20 protein-coding genes are annotated in these 17661 nt (G+C 49.1%); 7 read left to right on the top strand and 13 right to left on the bottom strand.

Annotation, left to right across the window (positions count from 1 at the left end; translation table 11 throughout):
- The first annotated feature begins 406 nt into the window (after positions 1 to 406).
- The 4 genes from FJ444_RS14080 (at position 407) to FJ444_RS14065 (ending at position 4008) form a co-directional block, all read left to right on the top strand.
- Positions 407 to 922 (top strand): type II secretion system protein, encoded by a 516-nt coding sequence (locus FJ444_RS14080; RefSeq protein ID WP_140959178.1) that lies wholly within the window; start codon positions 407 to 409, stop codon positions 920 to 922.
- Positions 923 to 1070: 148 nt separating this feature from the next.
- Complete coding sequence (gene erpA, locus FJ444_RS14075; protein ID WP_140959176.1) at positions 1071 to 1415, top strand: iron-sulfur cluster insertion protein ErpA; 345 nt, start codon at positions 1071 to 1073, stop codon at positions 1413 to 1415.
- Positions 1416 to 1517: 102 nt separating this feature from the next.
- Positions 1518 to 2090, top strand: a complete 573-nt coding sequence (locus tag FJ444_RS14070) for a glutathione S-transferase family protein (protein ID WP_140959174.1) — start codon at positions 1518 to 1520, stop codon at positions 2088 to 2090.
- Positions 2091 to 2220: 130 nt separating this feature from the next.
- Positions 2221 to 4008, top strand: coding sequence for a PLP-dependent aspartate aminotransferase family protein (locus FJ444_RS14065; RefSeq protein ID WP_140959172.1), 1788 nt, complete (start codon positions 2221 to 2223; stop codon positions 4006 to 4008).
- A 54-nt stretch (positions 4009 to 4062) separates the two neighbouring features.
- Here the strand turns inward: FJ444_RS14065 and FJ444_RS14060 are convergent, their stop codons facing one another.
- From FJ444_RS14060 to FJ444_RS14045, 4 genes are all read right to left on the bottom strand, one after another.
- Positions 4063 to 5157 (bottom strand): alkene reductase, encoded by a 1095-nt coding sequence (locus tag FJ444_RS14060; protein ID WP_140959170.1) that lies wholly within the window; start codon positions 5155 to 5157, stop codon positions 4063 to 4065.
- Positions 5158 to 5332: 175 nt separating this feature from the next.
- Positions 5333 to 5800: an Lrp/AsnC family transcriptional regulator gene (locus FJ444_RS14055; RefSeq protein ID WP_140959168.1), complete on the bottom strand. Its 468-nt coding sequence runs from the start codon at positions 5798 to 5800 to the stop codon at positions 5333 to 5335.
- A gap of 13 nt (positions 5801 to 5813) precedes the next feature.
- Positions 5814 to 6941: an anhydro-N-acetylmuramic acid kinase gene (locus tag FJ444_RS14050; protein ID WP_140959166.1), complete on the bottom strand. Its 1128-nt coding sequence runs from the start codon at positions 6939 to 6941 to the stop codon at positions 5814 to 5816.
- A 5-nt stretch (positions 6942 to 6946) separates the two neighbouring features.
- Complete coding sequence (locus FJ444_RS14045) at positions 6947 to 8260, bottom strand: peptidoglycan DD-metalloendopeptidase family protein (protein WP_181405168.1); 1314 nt, start codon at positions 8258 to 8260, stop codon at positions 6947 to 6949.
- 174 nt (positions 8261 to 8434) lie between these two features.
- Here FJ444_RS14045 and tyrS point away from each other — a divergent pair, with 174 nt between their 5' ends.
- Positions 8435 to 9634, top strand: coding sequence for a tyrosine--tRNA ligase (tyrS, locus tag FJ444_RS14040; RefSeq protein ID WP_140959162.1), 1200 nt, complete (start codon positions 8435 to 8437; stop codon positions 9632 to 9634).
- 72 nt (positions 9635 to 9706) lie between these two features.
- Here the strand turns inward: tyrS and FJ444_RS14035 are convergent, their stop codons facing one another.
- The 6 genes from FJ444_RS14035 to FJ444_RS14010 all read right to left on the bottom strand — a co-directional run bounded on the left by FJ444_RS14035 (position 9707) and on the right by FJ444_RS14010 (position 13644).
- Positions 9707 to 10285, bottom strand: a complete 579-nt coding sequence (locus FJ444_RS14035) for an N-acetyltransferase (RefSeq protein WP_140959160.1) — start codon at positions 10283 to 10285, stop codon at positions 9707 to 9709.
- Positions 10266 to 10658 carry a DUF2721 domain-containing protein gene (locus tag FJ444_RS14030; RefSeq protein ID WP_140959158.1) on the bottom strand — a complete coding sequence of 131 codons (393 nt, stop codon included), beginning with the start codon at positions 10656 to 10658 and terminating at the stop codon, positions 10266 to 10268. The genes FJ444_RS14035 and FJ444_RS14030 overlap by 20 nt, the downstream gene beginning before the upstream one ends.
- Positions 10659 to 10752: 94 nt before the next feature.
- A complete protein-coding gene (locus FJ444_RS14025) occupies positions 10753 to 11133 on the bottom strand; it encodes a rhodanese-like domain-containing protein (RefSeq protein ID WP_140959156.1) in 381 nt (126 codons plus the stop codon).
- 18 nt (positions 11134 to 11151) lie between these two features.
- Positions 11152 to 11970, bottom strand: coding sequence for a cobalamin-binding protein (locus tag FJ444_RS14020; protein ID WP_140959154.1), 819 nt, complete (start codon positions 11968 to 11970; stop codon positions 11152 to 11154).
- A complete protein-coding gene (locus FJ444_RS14015; protein ID WP_140959152.1) occupies positions 11967 to 12917 on the bottom strand; it encodes a cobalamin biosynthesis protein in 951 nt (316 codons plus the stop codon). The genes FJ444_RS14020 and FJ444_RS14015 overlap by 4 nt, the downstream gene beginning before the upstream one ends.
- Before the next feature lie 22 nt (positions 12918 to 12939).
- Positions 12940 to 13644 carry a 5'-methylthioadenosine/adenosylhomocysteine nucleosidase gene (locus FJ444_RS14010; protein ID WP_140959150.1) on the bottom strand — a complete coding sequence of 235 codons (705 nt, stop codon included), beginning with the start codon at positions 13642 to 13644 and terminating at the stop codon, positions 12940 to 12942.
- Between the two features lie 147 nt (positions 13645 to 13791).
- Here FJ444_RS14010 and FJ444_RS14005 point away from each other — a divergent pair, with 147 nt between their 5' ends.
- Both FJ444_RS14005 and FJ444_RS14000 read left to right on the top strand, forming a co-directional pair.
- Positions 13792 to 15000 (top strand): hypothetical protein, encoded by a 1209-nt coding sequence (locus tag FJ444_RS14005; protein WP_140959148.1) that lies wholly within the window; start codon positions 13792 to 13794, stop codon positions 14998 to 15000.
- Entirely contained in the window at positions 15000 to 15434 is a 435-nt protein-coding gene (locus FJ444_RS14000; RefSeq protein ID WP_140959146.1) for a hypothetical protein, read from the top strand. The genes FJ444_RS14005 and FJ444_RS14000 overlap by 1 nt, the downstream gene beginning before the upstream one ends.
- 36 nt (positions 15435 to 15470) lie before the next feature.
- On the opposite strand, the gene FJ444_RS13995 is transcribed toward FJ444_RS14000, so the two are convergent.
- The 3 genes from FJ444_RS13995 to FJ444_RS13985 form a co-directional block, all read right to left on the bottom strand.
- On the bottom strand, positions 15471 to 16070 hold the full coding sequence (locus tag FJ444_RS13995; protein ID WP_140959144.1) for a DUF2726 domain-containing protein: 600 nt from the start codon (positions 16068 to 16070) through the stop codon (positions 15471 to 15473).
- 113 nt (positions 16071 to 16183) lie between these two features.
- Positions 16184 to 16624, bottom strand: a complete 441-nt coding sequence (locus FJ444_RS13990; protein ID WP_140959142.1) for a hypothetical protein — start codon at positions 16622 to 16624, stop codon at positions 16184 to 16186.
- Positions 16625 to 16695: 71 nt separating this feature from the next.
- On the bottom strand, positions 16696 to 17625 hold the full coding sequence (locus tag FJ444_RS13985) for a LysR family transcriptional regulator (RefSeq protein WP_255439182.1): 930 nt from the start codon (positions 17623 to 17625) through the stop codon (positions 16696 to 16698).
- Positions 17626 to 17661: the final 36 nt, after the last annotated feature.

Genomic DNA, 17661 nt, shown 5'->3' with positions numbered 1-17661 from the left:
ACAAAAGCGTATTTTGCCTGACTTATAACGCGTAAGTATTAGGGCGTGTTGATCTTTGCTGTGCACTTTTTCAGCAGTCCATAGCTGGCCAGTGTGCACCATTTAGGCAAGGCGACTGTCTGCAGGTCTAGTGGGCCTAAATCAAAAACAGTCAACGCAGTATAAATGGTGCACACTGGCCGGTTACCGGGCGCTGCCCGAAGGGGTCGTCATGAAAGCATTTTACTCTTTGTCACAGCCCTTTGACGTAGAACAACTATGCCTGCAGGGCTGTTTCGCGATTAAAATGCTTTCATATAGACCAAAAGTCGTACAGCAAAGATCAACACGCCCTAGAAAAAGGTATTATTTTTCAGCGTAATTCAACATAATCACTGAATAAGTATCTGGTTTTCTAAGTGTTAACATGTCCCGCTATTCAGCTAATTTCGGATTCACGCTGATCGAACTTGTCCTGGTGATCGTGATCCTGGGGGTTTTGTCAGTAACGGCTGCGCCGCGCTTTATTGATTTTCAGGGCGAAGCCCATGCTGCTACTGTGCAAGGAACTGGTGCGGCCTTTGCGTCAGCAATCAAACTGGCGCATTTAAAATGGGCTTCTACCGGCAATTCAGGCCCGGTGGACAATCTGGATTTGTACGGTAATGGCAGTAACCTCATGGACATGAATGCCAGCGGTTGGCCTGCACAAAGCTATCTGCCATACGAAGCCAGTCCGATGCTTGATAATGAGTTTGACTGTATGTCGGTATGGGGAGCCGTGCTCGGTGATGGCTCACCCACCGTAGCTAGTGATACGTCCCAGGATTATCAGGCAACCTACAGCAACAATACCTGTACGTTTTTGTTGGTCGCAGAACCTGGCTATTCCATTTTTTATGATTCCAATAGCGGTGTGGTTACCATCGATTCAACCCTTTGAGCCTTTTGTATGCAGCAATTTGCTTCGTGTGGATCGCTGAGGTTTCGCCCAAAAGATTCTCCCGTCAGAATAGTTGATGTAATTACTCAGGTATTAGATAATACCGCCATGTTATTACCGGCGTGCCGGTTTTTTATTTGAGGTATTTATGTCCGTTGAGATGGCACTTCCGATTGAGTTTTCAGACGCAGCGGCCAGCAAAGTGAAAGAGCTGGTGCAAGAGGAAGAAAATCCGAATCTGAAACTTCGCGTGTATGTAACGGGTGGTGGTTGTTCAGGCTTCCAGTACGGTTTTACATTTGACGAAAAGGTGAATGACGGCGACACCACTATCGACAAAAACGACGTAACCCTGGTGGTAGACCCCATGAGCCTGCAATACCTGGTTGGCGGCGTGGTTGACTACGTTGATGGTTTGGAAGGTTCGCGTTTTCTGGTACAAAACCCTAACGCCACTACAACTTGTGGCTGTGGCGCCAGCTTCAGCGTTTAAACAGATTTTTGCGGGGATTTATCGCCCCGCTTATTCCTTTGAATTGCCAATAGCCGTTTTTTCGTATTAGTCTGAGTGCTCAATTTTCCACGAGATCAGATCATGAAACTGTACGGCTCTACCACATCCCCCTATGTTCGCCGCATTCGGTTATGGCTTCGCGATACAGACTACGAGTTTGTAAATATGGATATTTTCGCTGGCCCGGGGCGCGCGTTGTTGAAAGAAAAAAATCCTGCGTTAAAAGTACCCGCATTTGAAGATAACGAACAAATGGTCTTCGACTCGCGGGTTATCTTTCGTTATTTGCAGGATAAATCCGGTGCTAAGCCTTTGAGTTGGCAACAGGAAAATCAGTTAACCATGATAGATGCCGCCAACGATTCATTTGTGCAACTGATGATGCTCAAGCGCTCAGGGATTGAACAAAACCCGGATTTGTTATTTTTCCGGCTGCAATTAGAGCGCATAGAAACTTTGTTGAGTGTGCTGAATGCCGACGCCGAAAAGGGCGAATTCAGTCAGTGGGATTACCCTGCAATTTGTTTATTTTGTTTAATCGACTGGGTGAGTTTTCGGGAGTTGTGGGACTTCTCGGGGTATCCGGCGCTGCTCGCATTATGGCAACAGCATCAGGATAATACCGGGGTTAAGGCCACCGATCCGCGGATCTAATCAGGCTAAATTCACATCACAGTAAACATTTGTTTCCTGTTTGTTAAATTTATATGAATATAATTCCTTAATTTTGTGTCTTTAACGAATTATATTCAGCTAATAATAAATTTAACGAACAGGTTTGCAAATGACTCACTCTCACCCTACTTCTGAATTATCGGCTGCAAGCAAAGCGCTTTCGCCAAGGCGGCATACTACCGAAGCTCAGTCTGTTGCCGAATTGGTTAATGAGCAGTTAGCGCACTTTGGCATTCAGCCAAACTGTGCCTACGGTAAAGCGTTGGCTGATACCGCCTCACACTTATATGCGGCGCATGACAGCGTGCAGCAGTTGTGGCAAGTAACGCGTGATACCCTCGATAGCCTCGATAAAGCCGATAAGCTGGCCTATTTTAATGCCAAAAAGTTTTTGTCGTTTCAAATTGCCAAGGTACTGGATACCCTGCAAAACCCGTTTCGTCAAACCTGGCAAAGTCTGAACCACGATTCTCAGCAACACTACCCGCTTTTTGACAATGTGCCAGCGCTGTTTTCAGCCACACCAGCAGTAGTGAAAACGGCTACCTATGTGTATGCCTGTACCGAATGGGTAGAGGAGGCGTTTGAGGGTAAAGAATCGACCCATCAAATTTATAGCCGCCTGATGAATCCCACTAATATTTCGTTAGCCAACGCCATAGTGGATTTGGAAGCGGGCCCCAATGCTCAGGAATACCTGGCGTGGAACTTCAACTCTGGTATGGCGGCGGTGGATGCCATGCTATCGAATGTGTTGTCTCACGGCGATGTACTGATAGTGTCGCGCAACGTGTATGGTGGTGTGTTCCAATTACTACACGACTATTTTGCCCGCGAAAATCGGATGGCTATTACGCTGGCCTGGTTTGATGGCTACTCAGAAGCTGAGTTCGCTGCACATCTGGAAAGCGTGAAAACCCAGTACGCAAACAGACTGGCAGGTGGCGCAAAACTACACGTCTACATTGAGTCACCTTGTAATCCGCATGGACTGGTACTTGATGTACCGGCAATCTGCCGACTCGCGCATGCCGAAAATGCGCTGGTCATGCTGGATTCAACACTGGCAACACCGGTATTGCACAAGCCTCTGCAACACGCCGACAAAGCCAGTCGCCCCGATTATGTGATGCACAGTTATACCAAGGATATTTGTGGTACCGGCACCACAACAGCGGGCGTAGTGATTGGTGAAAACCACCGTATGTTCCAGCCCAAAGGGCACTCCACACAGGGCGTCGATTGGTCGCAAACTCTGTTTTGGGATGTGTACTACATTAAAGGCTCGTTCCTGGATTCGGAAAAAGCGTTCGACGTTTTAACCGGTATGAAAACCTTGAACCACCGCATGTTAAGCAAGGTGATCAATACCCAGGTATTTACCCGCTTTCTGTCATCGCATCCCAAAGTAAAAGTAAACAGCCATGCGTTGCCGGAACATCCCAATGCCGGGTTGCGTGAGAAGATGCATCAGCACGGCTGGCCCTGTGCGTTATTTACTGTAGAGTTGGACTTACCTGAGTTAAACCGGGTGGAATTTGCGCGTTTCTTCGATTCGCTGGAGCCTGCGTTTGGTCACCAAATCAGTATTGGGCAAACCAACACGCTAATACTTTGCCCGGCACTTACGTCGCACTCGGAGTTAAGCCGGGAAGAGCAGGAAAAAGCGGGTATTCGCCTCACCACCATGCGCATTGCTATGGGCAGCGACAACGTAAGACAGTTGATCGCGCACTTTGTACTGGCGTTGAAGCACGCTATTGACCCCATTGTGCCGGGTTTTAGCGAGCAGTTTATGTGTGCCGACGAACTCGATACTTTCTATTTCAATACAATTGAAACGGTGCATCGCCAACACGCAGCGTCACAACCGAGTTTGGTTGAGTTATTGGGCTAGTAAAACAGCAGGCGCACATGATGTGCGCCTGTGAAACGCATTGATGATTTATCTCTACTGTGGCTTGTACGCCGGGTAGTCTGAATAGCCTTCGGCACCACCGCCATACCAGCGACTCATATCATCGCTGGGGGCTAGCGGATAATCATGTTCAAAGCGCGCTGGTAAATCCGGGTTGGTGATCCACGGGCGGCCAAATGCAATCATATCGGCATCGCCATCGGCAATGCGCTGCTCTGCCGCAGCCTGGTCGTAACCACAGTTGCCAATCAGCAGGCCGTTGTATACCGAACGGAATTCGGCCAGTGTCATAGGTTCACCACGCTGGTGGAAGCCAAACGCCAGTCCGTCCATAACGTGCAGGTAGCCCAACTTAAGTTCGTTCAGTTGTTTGGCTACATACAAGAAGGTTTCGCGGAAATCATCGGCTCCCATGTCGTTAAACACGCCGTTAGGCGATAAACGCACGCCGACTTTTTCTGCGGGCCAGACTTCCAGTATGGCGCTAAGGACTTCACCGAGGAAGCGATAGCGATTTTCTACGCTGCCACCGTATTCATCGTCGCGTTGATTGCTGCGGCTGTCGAGGAACTGGTTAAGCAGGTAGCCATTGGCGGCATGCACTTCAAGACCATCGAAGCCAGCGGCTTTCGCATTCACTGCTGCCTGTTTATAGTCGGCTACGGTACGCGCGATGTCTTCTTTGGTCATGGCGCGTGGCACTTCAAAGGGCTTTTTACCGTTGGGTGTATGAATGCCGCCGTCGTCATTAATGGCTATGGCTGACGCAGAAAGTGGGAGTTCGCCATTGTGGAAATCGCTGTGCGAAGCGCGGCCGGTATGCCACATTTGCAGTACAATTTTGCCGCCAGCTGCATGTACCCGCTCGTTAATGGCTTTCCAGCCATGTGTCATTTCCTCGGTATAGATACCCGGTGCACCTACCCAGCCATTGGCTTCAGAAGAAATCCCTGTAGCCTCGGTGATCAGTAACCCACCTGAGGCTCGCTGCACATAATAGTCGCCCATAATATCGATGGGCACACGGGTTTCGCCTGCGCGGCCACGGGTAAGTGGTGCCAGCACCATTCGGTTGTTAAGTGTTTCGCCAGCCCATTGAATGGGCTTGAATAAATGCTTGTCTGTCATTGGTCATCCTTTGTAGTTGTGATCGCATCGATGTACTGACTCAGAGGAGCTTATACGCATTCTCGAGCCCATCGATCAGTTAACTCACGATCTGTGTGCAACCAAGCGATTTTCCAAATAGCATTGCGTTATAGGTCATAGCATATTGGAACTAAGGATAACCCGCGAGTGGATATTAATCAGGGAAACAGGGTAGTGACGTGCTGGTAATATGATCGTAGATAAGGGTAGTCTCTACGTGAGTAACCGCTTCTCTGGCAGTGATTTGATTAAATATAAAATCGCGAAGGTGCAGGGCGTCGGGTACGCAAACATGCAGTAAAAAGTCGTTCTCACCGCCCATATGAAACACGCTCAGTACTTCTTTTTCGGCTACCAGTTCCTGCTGAAACTGATCTACTGTATCGCGACTGTGAGACGACAGACGAACCGCTACCATAGCCTGAATATGCCCGCCCAACGCGGCAAAGTTGAGTACACTGCGCGCACCGCGGATCACTTGTTCATGTTGCAAGCGTTTGATGCGTTCAAGACACGAAGACGGAGCCATATTAATGGCTTCGGCAATGGCCTTGTTGGTCATGCAGGGGTCTTCGTACAAACAGGCCAAAATGGCAATATCAACATGATCGAGCTTTCGCATAACGTCTCCGTGTTTAGCTTGCTGGGGTAAAGGTTCCTAACACCGCCCGGCGGGAAGCGCCGGTAACAGCAGGCACATTGCCCGGTATGCCATTCAAATGCGCCCACGCAAGCCAGGCAAAGGCGACGCCTTCTACCCATTGGGGGGGAATACCCAACACTTGGGTAGTGGCTACATTTATTGCAGGTAACATGGCCTGTAAGGTGTTCATGAGTGCGCTGTTAAACGCGCCACCACCGCATACAAAGCACTCTGTGGTATCCGTATAGTTTTTTATGGCGTTGACAATAGAGTGTGCGGTTAGCGCGAGCAAGGTGGCTTGCACATCTTCGGCAGGCAGAGCCGGGACACGCACTAATTGTTGCTGCAACCAGGCCATATTGAAATATTCCCGCCCGGTACTTTTGGGGCCGGATACGTGAAAATACGGATCGGCCAGCATGTTATTCAGCAGTACTGTGTTTACTTTGCCGCTGGCCGCCCAGTTTCCATTGTCATCGTAAGCGTTGCCGCAGTGTTGCAGGCACCAGGCATCCAGCAAAACGTTGCCCGGGCCAGTATCGAAACCGCGGATCCCGGCAGGATCATCACCCGGTAGCACAGTAATGTTGGCAAACCCACCAATGTTTACCACTATTCTTGCTTTGCCTGATGTACTGAACTGCGCATGATGAAAGGCCGGTACCAGTGGCGCGCCCTGACCGCCAAGGGCAATGTCTTTGCGCCTGAAATCAGACACCACATCAATGCCAGTTAAAATAGCCAGAGTATTTGGATCGCCAATTTGCAGAGTAAAACCCGCGTCCTCAGGATTCATACCTGGTACTTGCGATGGGTAGTGACGAACCGTTTGGCCGTGAGAGCCAATCGCCAGTATGTCGGCGGGAGTAAGCTTTTGCTGCGCCAGCAAACCGTTCACAGTACTGGCGAATACACAGCCTACCGCGCGATCAACACTGCCGCAGATATTTAATTCGTTGTCGCCCATTCGACAAAGGCTGTGCAATTGCGCTAACAGGGCTTCAGGATAGGGTTGGTGAAAAGCAGCAACAGGGCGAATGTGATCGCGGGTGATATCAACCAGAATGGCATCTACGCCATCCATACTGGTACCAGACATCGCGCCAATCACATAAGACATGGGCGTTATTTCATTGCCAGCATAATACGGCGCGACGCATTCAACTGATCCAGCCTGAGTGCTGCAATCTTCATAAAGGTTTCACGTTCGTTGTCTGCAATGGGACGTGCCTTGGGAAGGTCGACTGTTCTGGGGTTACGATGCACACCGTCAACCAGAAATTCATAGTGCAAATGCGGCCCGGACGCCAGGCCGGTACTACCCAGATAGCCAATAGTTTGCCCCTGTTTTACCGTATCGCCTGTTTTTACCGCGCGTTTACTAAAATGTAGGTATTTGGTGGTGTAGGATTCGCCGTGCTGAATAAACACGTGGTGGCCATTGTATTTGTCATAGGCAGATTTGATTACTTTACCATCACCTGCGGCCATTACCGGCGTGCCAACAGCAGCTACGTAATCTGTACCGCGGTGGGCTTTCCAGCGTTTTTGCACCGGATGAAAACGCGCTTTAGTAAAGTTTGAACTTACATATTTAAAGTTAATTGGTGCGCGCAGGAAGCTCTTGCGCATACTGCGGCCTTCCGGGGTGTAATAGTTGCCGTCTTCGTGCTGGATAGCCCGAAACTGCTCGCCCTGGTTAACAAATTCCGCAGCAACGATGTCGCCGTAACCGACAAATTCACCGTCGATATATCGCTCTTCAAAAATCACGTTGAAGGTATCGCCATCGCGAATTTCCATCGCGAAGTCGATATCCCAGCCAAAGATTCCTGCCAGGTGCATGATTTGGTTATCGGTTAAACCCGCAGCTGTACCGGCATTCCAGAAACTTGAACTGATCTCGCCCTGAGCAAAGTTGTACCGTATTTCAACTGGCTTAGTATCAATACTGGAGGTTAACGAACCGTCGCTTTCAGGCTTAATTAACAGAGTATCGGTGGCCGATAGGGTATAACGAAGTCCGTAAAACTGGTTGTCGCGTACGTCTAAATCCAGTTTGTCGCCGGGTAACAGAGTAACCAGTGTTTTGGCTTGTTCACCAGCATGACTCACCGCATAGGTATCCTGTGGGCTGAGTCCCGCACGCTTAAAAATTTTTGCCAGTGTGTCGCCGCGCTTTACCTCGAACGTTTGCCAAACGTTCTCTTCAAATTCTTGTACTTCAGTTTCTTGCGATATCACGTGCATAGAAAGCGGGTACCGTACGCCGGTTTCCAATACTAGGGATTCGGTATGACGGGACGCTTCAACCTGATCAGAAGGCAGCAGGATAAGCAAACCAACAAACGCGCTGGCAGCAATCAGACCCAACCGGTGAGGTCTTGGTAGTTGCTTTAACATAGTAGACATCAATTTAGGGGGTATTCTCTTTATCATAACAGCCTGAGAATAGCGGTTTACAAGGGGATAAGCTAGGGGGAGCGCTAATTTTCCTGTTTGAAAACGACGAATTTAGCAAAGATCTGCTACTGATCGCGGATAAAGGGTTTTAATAGCGGGGTTGCCCGCGTAAAATGCCCGCCCAGAACGAAGTTAGATGGAATCCAAGAAATGAGCGACTGGCAAGCTGCACTGGCCGAGATCAAGCGCGGGACTGATGAGATCCTGCCGGAAGAAGAATTAATTACCAAACTGAAAACCGGTAAACCGTTAACCATTAAGGCGGGCTTCGATCCAACAGCACCCGATTTGCACCTAGGGCACACGGTGCTCATCAACAAATTGCGTACTTTTCAACAGTTAGGCCACAATGTGGTTTTTCTGATCGGGGATTTTACCGGTCTGATTGGCGACCCTACAGGTAAAAACGCTACGCGTAAGCCACTGACCAAAGAACAAGTACTGGCCAATGCCAAAACGTACCAGGAGCAGGTATTTAAAATTCTGGATCCAGCAAAAACCCAGGTGCGTTTTAACTCAGAATGGTTTGATGAGTTTGGCGCCGCGGGCATGATTAAACTGGCAGCCAGTCAAACGGTTGCCCGCATGCTTGAGCGTGACGACTTTAAAAAGCGTTACAGTAATGGCCAGCCAATTGCGATCCATGAGTTTCTGTATCCACTGGTACAAGGCTGGGATTCAGTAGCATTGAAAGCCGACGTAGAACTGGGCGGTACCGACCAGCGTTTTAACCTGCTAATGGGCCGTGAACTGCAGAAAGAGCAGGGGCAGCCTCAACAGGCAGTGCTAATGATGCCATTGCTGGAAGGCTTGGATGGCGTTCAGAAGATGTCTAAGTCGCTGAATAACTACATTGGGATCACGGATGAGCCAAACGACATGTTTGGTAAAATCATGTCGATTACTGATGATCTGATGTGGCGCTACTATGATCTGCTGAGCTTTAAGCCGCTGGAAGAGATTGCGGCCCTGAAACAGCAAATGGCTGACGGTGCCAACCCGCGCGACATTAAAATCACGCTGGCCAAAGAAATTATTGCCCGCTTCCATTCCGACGAAGCCGCGGAAGGCGCGCATCAGGACTTTATTCAGCGTTTCCAGAAAAATGCCATTCCCGATGATATGCCTGAGGTAACGGTTAGTCTGGTTGATGGCGAAATTGCCATAGGCAACCTGCTGAAAGAAGCAGGCTTAGTGGACTCAACGTCTGATGCCATGCGTATGATTAAGCAGGGCGCGGTTAAAATCGACGGCGATAAGGTAGAAGATACTCGCTTAGTGATCACCGAAGCGTCAGAACGCGTGTACCAGGTAGGTAAACGCAAGTTTGCCCGCATTACGCTAAAGTAAGCTAATTTGCTGAAACAAAAAGCGTGTTATCGGCTAGCAGGTAACACGCTTTTTTTGTAGGTGCTGCTTCAACTAGAATTTAAGCAGCATTTCTGCCGCAACGCATTCACAAATATCAGGGCAAACCGGGCAATCGTAACCTTCGTACATTGCTGCTTCCCGCCATTTGTTGGGGTGTTCTTTAATCAACACACCACCGTTTCTGCTGAAGTAGCGAAACGCACTGTTGCCTGGACTGGCAAGCCATATATGGGCTAAGCCTGCAACCGCGCCTTGCTCCGTTGCACTTTGTTTGGCCAGATTTAATAACGTGGTGCCGATTCCATATCCTTGCATGGCCGGATCCACGGTATTGCATTTGAAATAACATACTTTTGCAGGATCGACACCCCACAGTTCAGGGCTGGCCCATTGGTCAATTGGCCAATGACCCGGTGCAAAGCTGAGCCTGAATCCCACCATTTCATTGTTAAACCAGGCAACATGCCCGCTGTTGATGCCGTCTTTTAACCCAAGCGTATAATATTGGCGAAGGTTTTCTTCGTTCAGATAGCCGTCACCCTGCACCCGGTTACCCAGCGAAATAATCGTGTCGAAGTGCTCTGGTAACAGTGGCCCGTAGGTGACCAATTCAGGATTTCTTTCCAAGATCTATCCCCTGTAGGTGGACATCCAACGCATCCAAAGAAATGCGAATTTCGCGCACTGATTGCCACAGGCTATACAGTAAACACACCAGACTGGCAGCAAACAGCCAGTTTCCAACCAGCTGATAAGACAAATAAATAGCCAGCATCGACAATACGCACAAAAAGAAGCTGAATACGCCGGCTTCCTGCATTCGCTTAATAAAATGAATGCGTTTACGCAGATTCAGAATTTGCGCATGGGTATTTTCGTTGCTGTTGGTTTTATCAAAGTGGCGGATCAGTGAGGCCAATGTAAGAAAACGATTGGTATAAGCCAACAACAGCAAGGATATTGCCGGAAACAACATAGCCGGCGTTGCAATATCAATGGTCATAGGAATAGTAATTTGCAGGGGGTGAATTTGAGCTGCAATGATGCCGTGAATTGTATCTGATGTCTACGTTGGTTCGGCCCCGCAGGCAAGTATTTTATTGTTGTTGATGCGCCTGCCAGGCCTGCATGTCACCCGACAGGTGGTAGAGCCGGGTATATCCCAGTGCATGCAATTGTTCCATGGCAATTTGCGCCCGGCGACCCGACCGACAATACACTAACAGCGGCGTATCGGTGCGTCCCAATGTAGCCAGGTGACTGCTTAATAAATCATGCGGCACATTTACCGCATCCGGTACGTGGGATTCACTGAACTCTTCTACCGTTCGCACATCCAGAATTACCCCGTTAAAACCCTCGGCTACCAGCTGCTCAACACTGACTGGTGTTACATAAGACAGGTTGTCGTTTGCAAATACAGGCCATACAGACACACTCAGGTAAATGCTAAGCATTACTCGCTGAATTAACTTCATACCTTCTCCATTGATAGATTACTCAACGTCCCGGGATCGAACCGCATCAATGCGCTCACATAACTCGCTAATAGCAGGCACTATCCGCAAGGAGAACCGATGCAACGCGTTAGCGTCGGCCTGAATCAGCGGTGCCTTTATCAGCGCGTCGTGACTTGCCCAAAACGATTGTAGCACTTGTTGCGTTTGATCGCTGGCCGCTATCAATAACGCGGGTTGGCGATTTATCACCTGACGAAGGGTAACCTGGGGGTAATCAATCGGTGAATCATTAAAAATATGCTCAGCCCGGCATAACGACAATGCTTGGTTTGCCCAGGCGCCAGCGCCAATGGTCATTAAGGGTTGCTGCCACAAATAGTAAAAAACAGTAATTGGCTGGCTGTGAGCATACAGGCTCTCGATGTTCGCCAGTTGAGCCAGGTATTGCCCGGTGAGTATCCTGGCTTGTTCAGAGCGTCCTAACTTTGTGGCCACCGCGGTAATTTCCGATGCAATGTCCTTCAGTGTGCGCGGTTGAGACACAAATACGTCAAATCCTAATGATTGCAAACGGGCAATGTCCTGCGGTTTGTTGCCGCCGCCCCAGGCCAGGATCAGGTCCGGCTCTAACGCCATTAACGCGGTAAAATCGACTCCCTGATAATCCGCCACTACCGGTAGTGCTTTTGCTGCTTCCGGATAGTCGCTAAAGGCGCTAACGCCAACCAACTGCGATTCCAGTTCCAGACTGTACATCCACTCGGTTAAATGCGGCGCTAATGTAACGATACGGGGCTTGGCCCATGCAGGTGAGCAACAGAGGAGAACCAGTAATGCCAGATAAAACGTCTTCATTGAGATAATTGCCACAGGGTTAACATAACCAGTGTTAGCAGGGTCATGCCCAGCCAGGTTGCGCGATTGATGGCGCGCAGCACATAGGTTAAATCTGAGAACCGCACCTGATTAGCTCCACCCACACGATGATGTCGCACGGTGCGATCCGCGTAAATGTTGGGACCGCCCAGTATGATATTCAAACTACCACCGAACAGGGCCAGTACGGTGCTGGTGAGATCGTTTTGCTTTGCCATTCGCCACGCTGCCATGCCTTTAGCGGGCGACGTTACCAGTAACAATAACAGTGTACCAATTACATAGCCTGGCCATATCAGCCATTGGGTAAGATAGTACGCAGGTTGGCTAAAATGGCTGAAGCCCGCCTGTTGACGGTGCCATTGCCAGCGGAATTCAAGTAACAAACGGTAGCTAAGTGCCGCCATCGGCCCAGCAACTAAAAACCAAAACAGCACACCAACGTATTGCTGCAAAAAGCGCAGTAAGTAAGACTCGATAGCGGCTTTGGCTATACCGATGTCAGATAGTCGGTCGGTTTGTCGCGCCACCATATAACTCAAGCGCTCGCGAGCCAGTAGTTTTTTCTGTTTCGACAAACAAGCAATCACGGCTTTGTACTGTTGTCTGGTGCGGTGAAAGCCCAGGCAGCCAAACAAAATAATACCGTCTATGACATACTTAAATTCCATCGCACTGATAATAATGGCGGTTACCACTAGGAGTGGCAGTAGCAGTACGATAATGCCCAGTGTGCCGGAAATCATATGTTGAGATACCGGAGATGAGGCATCCGGACACACTCGTTTGCTCAGGTTCACTACCATTAACCGGAACAGCGTAACCGGATTAACGCGTTCGGGAATATGCCAGACCCGATCGATAAGGATCACCAGCAATACTGTCATTAGCGCAATTAGCGGGGGTGAAAGCGAGCTGGTGTCCATAGGATGTATTGATGTTCCTGTGTCAGGCTGGTTTAGCCAGTACAGCGATCATTTGCATTACCAGCTCAGCAGAGTGTTTAGCTGCTTTTTCCAGATACGATTGGAACGACACGGTTGAGGTTTTGCCGGCGATGTCGGATAGCGAGCGAATCACCAAAAACGGCGTGTTCAGCATAAAGCAGGTTTGCGCAATGGCGGCGCCTTCCATTTCTACGGCAGCCATGGCGGGGAATAATTCGCGCAGGCGCTGTGCAGCCTCATCGCTGCCGATAAATGAATCACCGGTACAAATCAGTCCACGCTTGGTGGTTACGTCCAGCGCGCTGCTGGCGGCCTGTTCTGCCGCTGCAATGAGTGCGTCGTTGCATTCGTAAGTGGCCGGCATGCCCGCCGCTTGCCCAAGCGCATAGCCAAAGTGAGTAATGTCGATGTCGTGGTGCAGTACGGATGTACCAATCACCAAATCACCAATGTTTAACTCGGTATCAAAGCCGCCAGCTGAGCCGGTATTTACCACGTAGTCGGGGGAGAAGCGGTCTATCAGCGCGGTGGTGGCCACAGCCGCTGCTACTTTACCAATACCGCACTTAACTACCACTACATCTACGCCGTGCAGCTTACCGGTAAAGAACGTTAAATGTTTCCACTCTTCAACCGACACATTTTGCAAACTGGCCTGAAGCAGCGCTACTTCCTGGTCCATTGCGCCCAGAATTCCGATCTTCATGGTATACCTTCCCAATGACTGAGTATTTTCAAATACTGCGTTTGATCAAATTAAAGTGCGAAAGTTTAATATGAATAACAATAAACGCATAGTAAATCGCCAAATTAATCTATACTACAAACTGTATGAGTTTAAAGGGATAGTGGTATGTGCAAGCGCCTGCATTCGCGTATTGTGGTGTGTTTACTCTTTGCTTTTTTTTGTTCTGTCAACGTAAGCTTTGCGGATGAAAAACTCAACATTTCAGGTTTTGGCAGGCTGGTTGCGGGTTATCTCGATGATAATAATGTCTCGTTTGAAGGTTATACCAATGAGTTAACTTTCAGCGAACAAAGTTTGTTAGCCATTCAGGCCGATTATCAACTTACCGACACAGTATCTGTTACCTCCCAGTTACTTGCTCACAATAATGCCGAACGGGATTCTGGCATCGAATGGTTTTATTTAAGCTATCAACCCAATGCAAACTGGTTATTTAAAGCCGGTAAAATGCGCACGCCGTTTTATCATTATTCCGACGTAATGGATGTGGGATTTGCTTATGCCTGGATATCTCCCCCCCAACAACTTTACAGTGCGTTTTTGTTTAACCAGTATGAGGGCATTAGCGGGATCCACCGGTTTGCCTTGGGGCCAGTGAGTGCTTCTGTTGAGCTTTACACTGGCAGTTATAATGGCGATACCAGTTTCCAGCAAAAGCGCTACCCAACCGACATTGATAACTTGCGTGGGATAGTCCTGAATGCCCTTGTGGGTGGAAATCTCAAATTGCGGAGTTCTTTCATTACCGCAGATTTTTCATTGGATTTAGAAGAGATTACGACTTTTGCTAACATCCTGCGAGGGGCGGGCTTTGTGGAAAGTGCAAACTCGCTCACTATGGAAGGCGAATTTGATATTTATCAGGCTGGCGCTATTTACGAAGAGTTTGATTACCATCTGGCCTGGGAATGGATGAAGATTTCTTCTAAAACCATTCTTGCTCCCAAAATTACCAGCTATTACGTGCAGGGGGGCTACGTATTTGATCCGATAACGGTGAATTTAACGTTTGCCAACCTCATTACCTCTGAAGTTGAGACTGCGAACGAGATTCCGTTTGGTGTGAACCCTGGTCTGGATCAGTTGTTCATTGCTTATAACACCACTCTGCAACGAACCAAGGCGTCAGATTTAAAAAGCGTTACGCTTGGCGTGCGCTGGGATGCGGGCGTGAATGTGGCCTTTAAAGCAGAAGTAACGCATTATCAGGGCGGGATTGGTATTTCTACCTTTGAGGCACTCTCTGAGAGCGCGGCGTTTGCGTTTGATGAGCGGGCGAATTTGTATCAAATTGGAATGGAGTTTGTGTTCTGATGCGATATTTTATCAAGATGTCATTAATGTTGGTGTTTTGGGGGGCAATTGGGTCCAGCGAGTGCGTGGCTGAAAGCCGGGATGTAGTGGTTGTCGCTAACGTTGATAACAAAGACATTCGCCTTGATAAACGCGCTGTGCGTAATTTGTTTATGGGGAATGCGATAGACGTGTTGCTCGAGCCGGTCTCTTTGCCGCCGGAAACGTTAACCCGAGCGGTATTCAATACCAAAGTGATCGGTCTGACGGAGTCGAGGATCCAGTCCTACTGGTCGCAAATGCGTTTTAGTGGCCGTTCAAAACCGCCAAGAGAAATGCAGGATATAGACGATTTACTAGCGTACATATCTACCCACAAAGATACGGTAGCATTTTTTCCGGCAGATACACCAATACCCGACCACCTGACGGTGGTGTATCAAACCAGGCAGTAACCTTTGGTTATTGCCTGGCTCAATGTCATCGCCAGATTAAGCCGCAACCTGCTGGCCGGCTGTTTGACGACTTGAACGAACTGGGCGTGTTGGGCGCGTAGGGGCGGGTGGATTCATCTTGCTGGCATCCAGCTTAGCCTGCTGTTTGCGCAGTGGAAGCAACTTGGTTTCTACGCACTCGCGAACTTCTTCTACCGAATAACCCGATTTCACTTTAAAGCGCGCATGTGGAATTCCTGCTGCATCCAGTGCGCCGGTTACAAACCAGTCGCGCTGGGTTTTGTATCCGTCTTTGCCTTGCTTGTGTACCAAATCTATCGCCAGTACAGGGGTCATGTCATCACGGCGGCACAACACAAAATCGAGTTGTTTGCTACCAGCACGCAATAACGCCTGACGCGCCTGACGCTTATTGGCCGAAGTGCGCACTGCCAGTAAATCGTTTAATCGCACCCGGGATACAATACGAAATTCCCGGCCAACGGCTTGTTCGAGTAAATTAATAAACGTGTGTTCAACCTGGGTAAACAGTTGTGGCTTTTTACGGAAAGGAAAACTCACACCGTGATCAACCAGCTTGAGCGCACCAATCGCAACAACAATCAGTAACATAAATAAGACAATGGCAAGTTCCATAATTTCCTCAATGTGTAGCAGTCTGAAACGTCAAAAAAATGACTTTTCAGAGCCGTTAACAAACGTATTGAAGAAATTGCAAAGGCAATGCCAATAATCGAATTGGTATAAGCCTATTCGGCAGAAGATGAATTGCCGGGCACAGTGGTATCGGCAACCACTAAAATATCAATTTGAGCACCGTTGCCATCGGGGGATACCACTACCCGCACATCGCCGGCGTCATTGGTGAGCAGGATTCTGGCATTGTGTTCGCCTTTTAAATGCAGGTTAGGCATAAGTGCCAGATAAAAGGCAACCAGTGCATCGGTGGAATCATTCACAAAATACACCATAGATGCCGGCATCTGAGCGTCAAAACGCTGACACTGGCGAGCCTCATCATGAATTTTAACCGCATAAAACGACGCAGGGCACGAAGTAATTTTCGGTTGCGACTCGGGTGCCGACGTCGCCTGAGCAGACAGGCTCCATGTCATCATTGAAAACCCAAGGGCAGAAAGTAAATACCGGCGCATGGTCATGGTAGTCGTCATGATTCGTGAATTGGTCATGCATACACTATAGGAGAGCCAGCTGCGACTGGCAATGCCTTACCGGTAACATTAGGTATTGATACAGTGAGTTAGGTATGGTGCGCGGTATTGGATTTAACCTGAATAAGCATAGCAACCAGCCAGTTTGCGAATGCTGTTAACCTGGGTGACAATTGCTGCCTGGAAGGATACAGCAGGTTAACCGGCATAGGGGGAGGCTGATAGGCCTCCAGCACACAGATGAGCTCTCCGCTGGCAATTTGCTGTTCTACGCCAACCACCGGAATTTGCGCAATCCCCAATCCGTGAAGGCAGGCCGCGTAATAGGCTTCTGTGCCATTTACCGCGAGGGTACTTGGCATGGTGAGGGTTTGTGTACCGCTCGCAGTGGTATATTCAAACTCGCCGGGGCGCTGACTTAATGAGTGCGAATAATCAATCAGCCTGTGATGTTGAAGGTCATCCAGGGTTTTGGGAATACCGAAACGATTTGCATAGGACTGACTTACGCAATTCACCATTCGGTAGTGTAATAGTGGTCGGGCAATCAGACTGCTGTCTGTTAACTCGCCAACCCTGATCACACAATCAATGCCTTCTTTAATCATATCAATACGGTGGTCATAGCTGCTAATGCGCAACCTCAGGTTGGGATGCCTTTCTGTAAAATCGGCCAGTTTGGGGATCAGGATATTGGATGCAAAGCGGCTTGGCATATCTACACGCAGTTCACCGCGCAGATCCGCCGGATTACTCACAAACTGCGTTTCCATGGCTTCCAGCTCAGCAAGTAATGCGCGGCATTGTGGCAAAAACGCTTCGCCGTCGGGCGTTAAGCTTACCCGGCGAGTACTGCGATGAAGCAAGCGGGTGCCCAGCAATGCCTCTAAACTCTGCACCGCCTGAGACACACTGGATTTAGGTAACCCCAGATAATCAGCTGCACCGCTAAAACTTCCGATTCTGGCGGTTTCCGAAAAGCGGGTAAACATATCGAATTTGTCCATCACGCTACTCATTGTTTTCTTTTGGTGAACAATGTTATCGGTTCTGCT

Source organism: Aestuariibacter sp. GS-14 (assembly GCF_006494365.1).
GTDB lineage: Bacteria > Pseudomonadota > Gammaproteobacteria > Enterobacterales > Alteromonadaceae > Alteromonas > Alteromonas mangrovi.
This window is presented reverse-complemented; position numbering and strand designations above follow the sequence as displayed.

Coding starts and splice junctions, on each gene's coding strand:
- FJ444_RS13995 (WP_140959144.1), bottom strand. CDS start 16,070: ATGGAACTTGCCATTGTCTTATTTATGTTACTGATTGTTGTTGCGATT.
- FJ444_RS14015 (WP_140959152.1), bottom strand. CDS start 12,917: ATGGACACCAGCTCGCTTTCACCCCCGCTAATTGCGCTAATGACAGTA.
- FJ444_RS14000 (WP_140959146.1), top strand. CDS start 15,000: ATGCGATATTTTATCAAGATGTCATTAATGTTGGTGTTTTGGGGGGCA.
- tyrS (WP_140959162.1), top strand. CDS start 8,435: ATGAGCGACTGGCAAGCTGCACTGGCCGAGATCAAGCGCGGGACTGAT.
- FJ444_RS14080 (WP_140959178.1), top strand. CDS start 407: ATGTCCCGCTATTCAGCTAATTTCGGATTCACGCTGATCGAACTTGTC.
- FJ444_RS14050 (WP_140959166.1), bottom strand. CDS start 6,941: ATGTCTTATGTGATTGGCGCGATGTCTGGTACCAGTATGGATGGCGTA.
- FJ444_RS14055 (WP_140959168.1), bottom strand. CDS start 5,800: ATGCGAAAGCTCGATCATGTTGATATTGCCATTTTGGCCTGTTTGTAC.
- FJ444_RS14070 (WP_140959174.1), top strand. CDS start 1,518: ATGAAACTGTACGGCTCTACCACATCCCCCTATGTTCGCCGCATTCGG.
- FJ444_RS14005 (WP_140959148.1), top strand. CDS start 13,792: ATGTGCAAGCGCCTGCATTCGCGTATTGTGGTGTGTTTACTCTTTGCT.
- FJ444_RS13990 (WP_140959142.1), bottom strand. CDS start 16,624: ATGACCAATTCACGAATCATGACGACTACCATGACCATGCGCCGGTAT.
- FJ444_RS14065 (WP_140959172.1), top strand. CDS start 2,221: ATGACTCACTCTCACCCTACTTCTGAATTATCGGCTGCAAGCAAAGCG.
- FJ444_RS14025 (WP_140959156.1), bottom strand. CDS start 11,133: ATGAAGTTAATTCAGCGAGTAATGCTTAGCATTTACCTGAGTGTGTCT.
- FJ444_RS13985 (WP_255439182.1), bottom strand. CDS start 17,625: ATGAGTAGCGTGATGGACAAATTCGATATGTTTACCCGCTTTTCGGAA.
- FJ444_RS14060 (WP_140959170.1), bottom strand. CDS start 5,157: ATGACAGACAAGCATTTATTCAAGCCCATTCAATGGGCTGGCGAAACA.
- FJ444_RS14030 (WP_140959158.1), bottom strand. CDS start 10,658: ATGACCATTGATATTGCAACGCCGGCTATGTTGTTTCCGGCAATATCC.
- FJ444_RS14020 (WP_140959154.1), bottom strand. CDS start 11,970: ATGAAGACGTTTTATCTGGCATTACTGGTTCTCCTCTGTTGCTCACCT.
- FJ444_RS14010 (WP_140959150.1), bottom strand. CDS start 13,644: ATGAAGATCGGAATTCTGGGCGCAATGGACCAGGAAGTAGCGCTGCTT.
- FJ444_RS14045 (WP_181405168.1), bottom strand. CDS start 8,260: ATGATAAAGAGAATACCCCCTAAATTGATGTCTACTATGTTAAAGCAA.
- erpA (WP_140959176.1), top strand. CDS start 1,071: ATGTCCGTTGAGATGGCACTTCCGATTGAGTTTTCAGACGCAGCGGCC.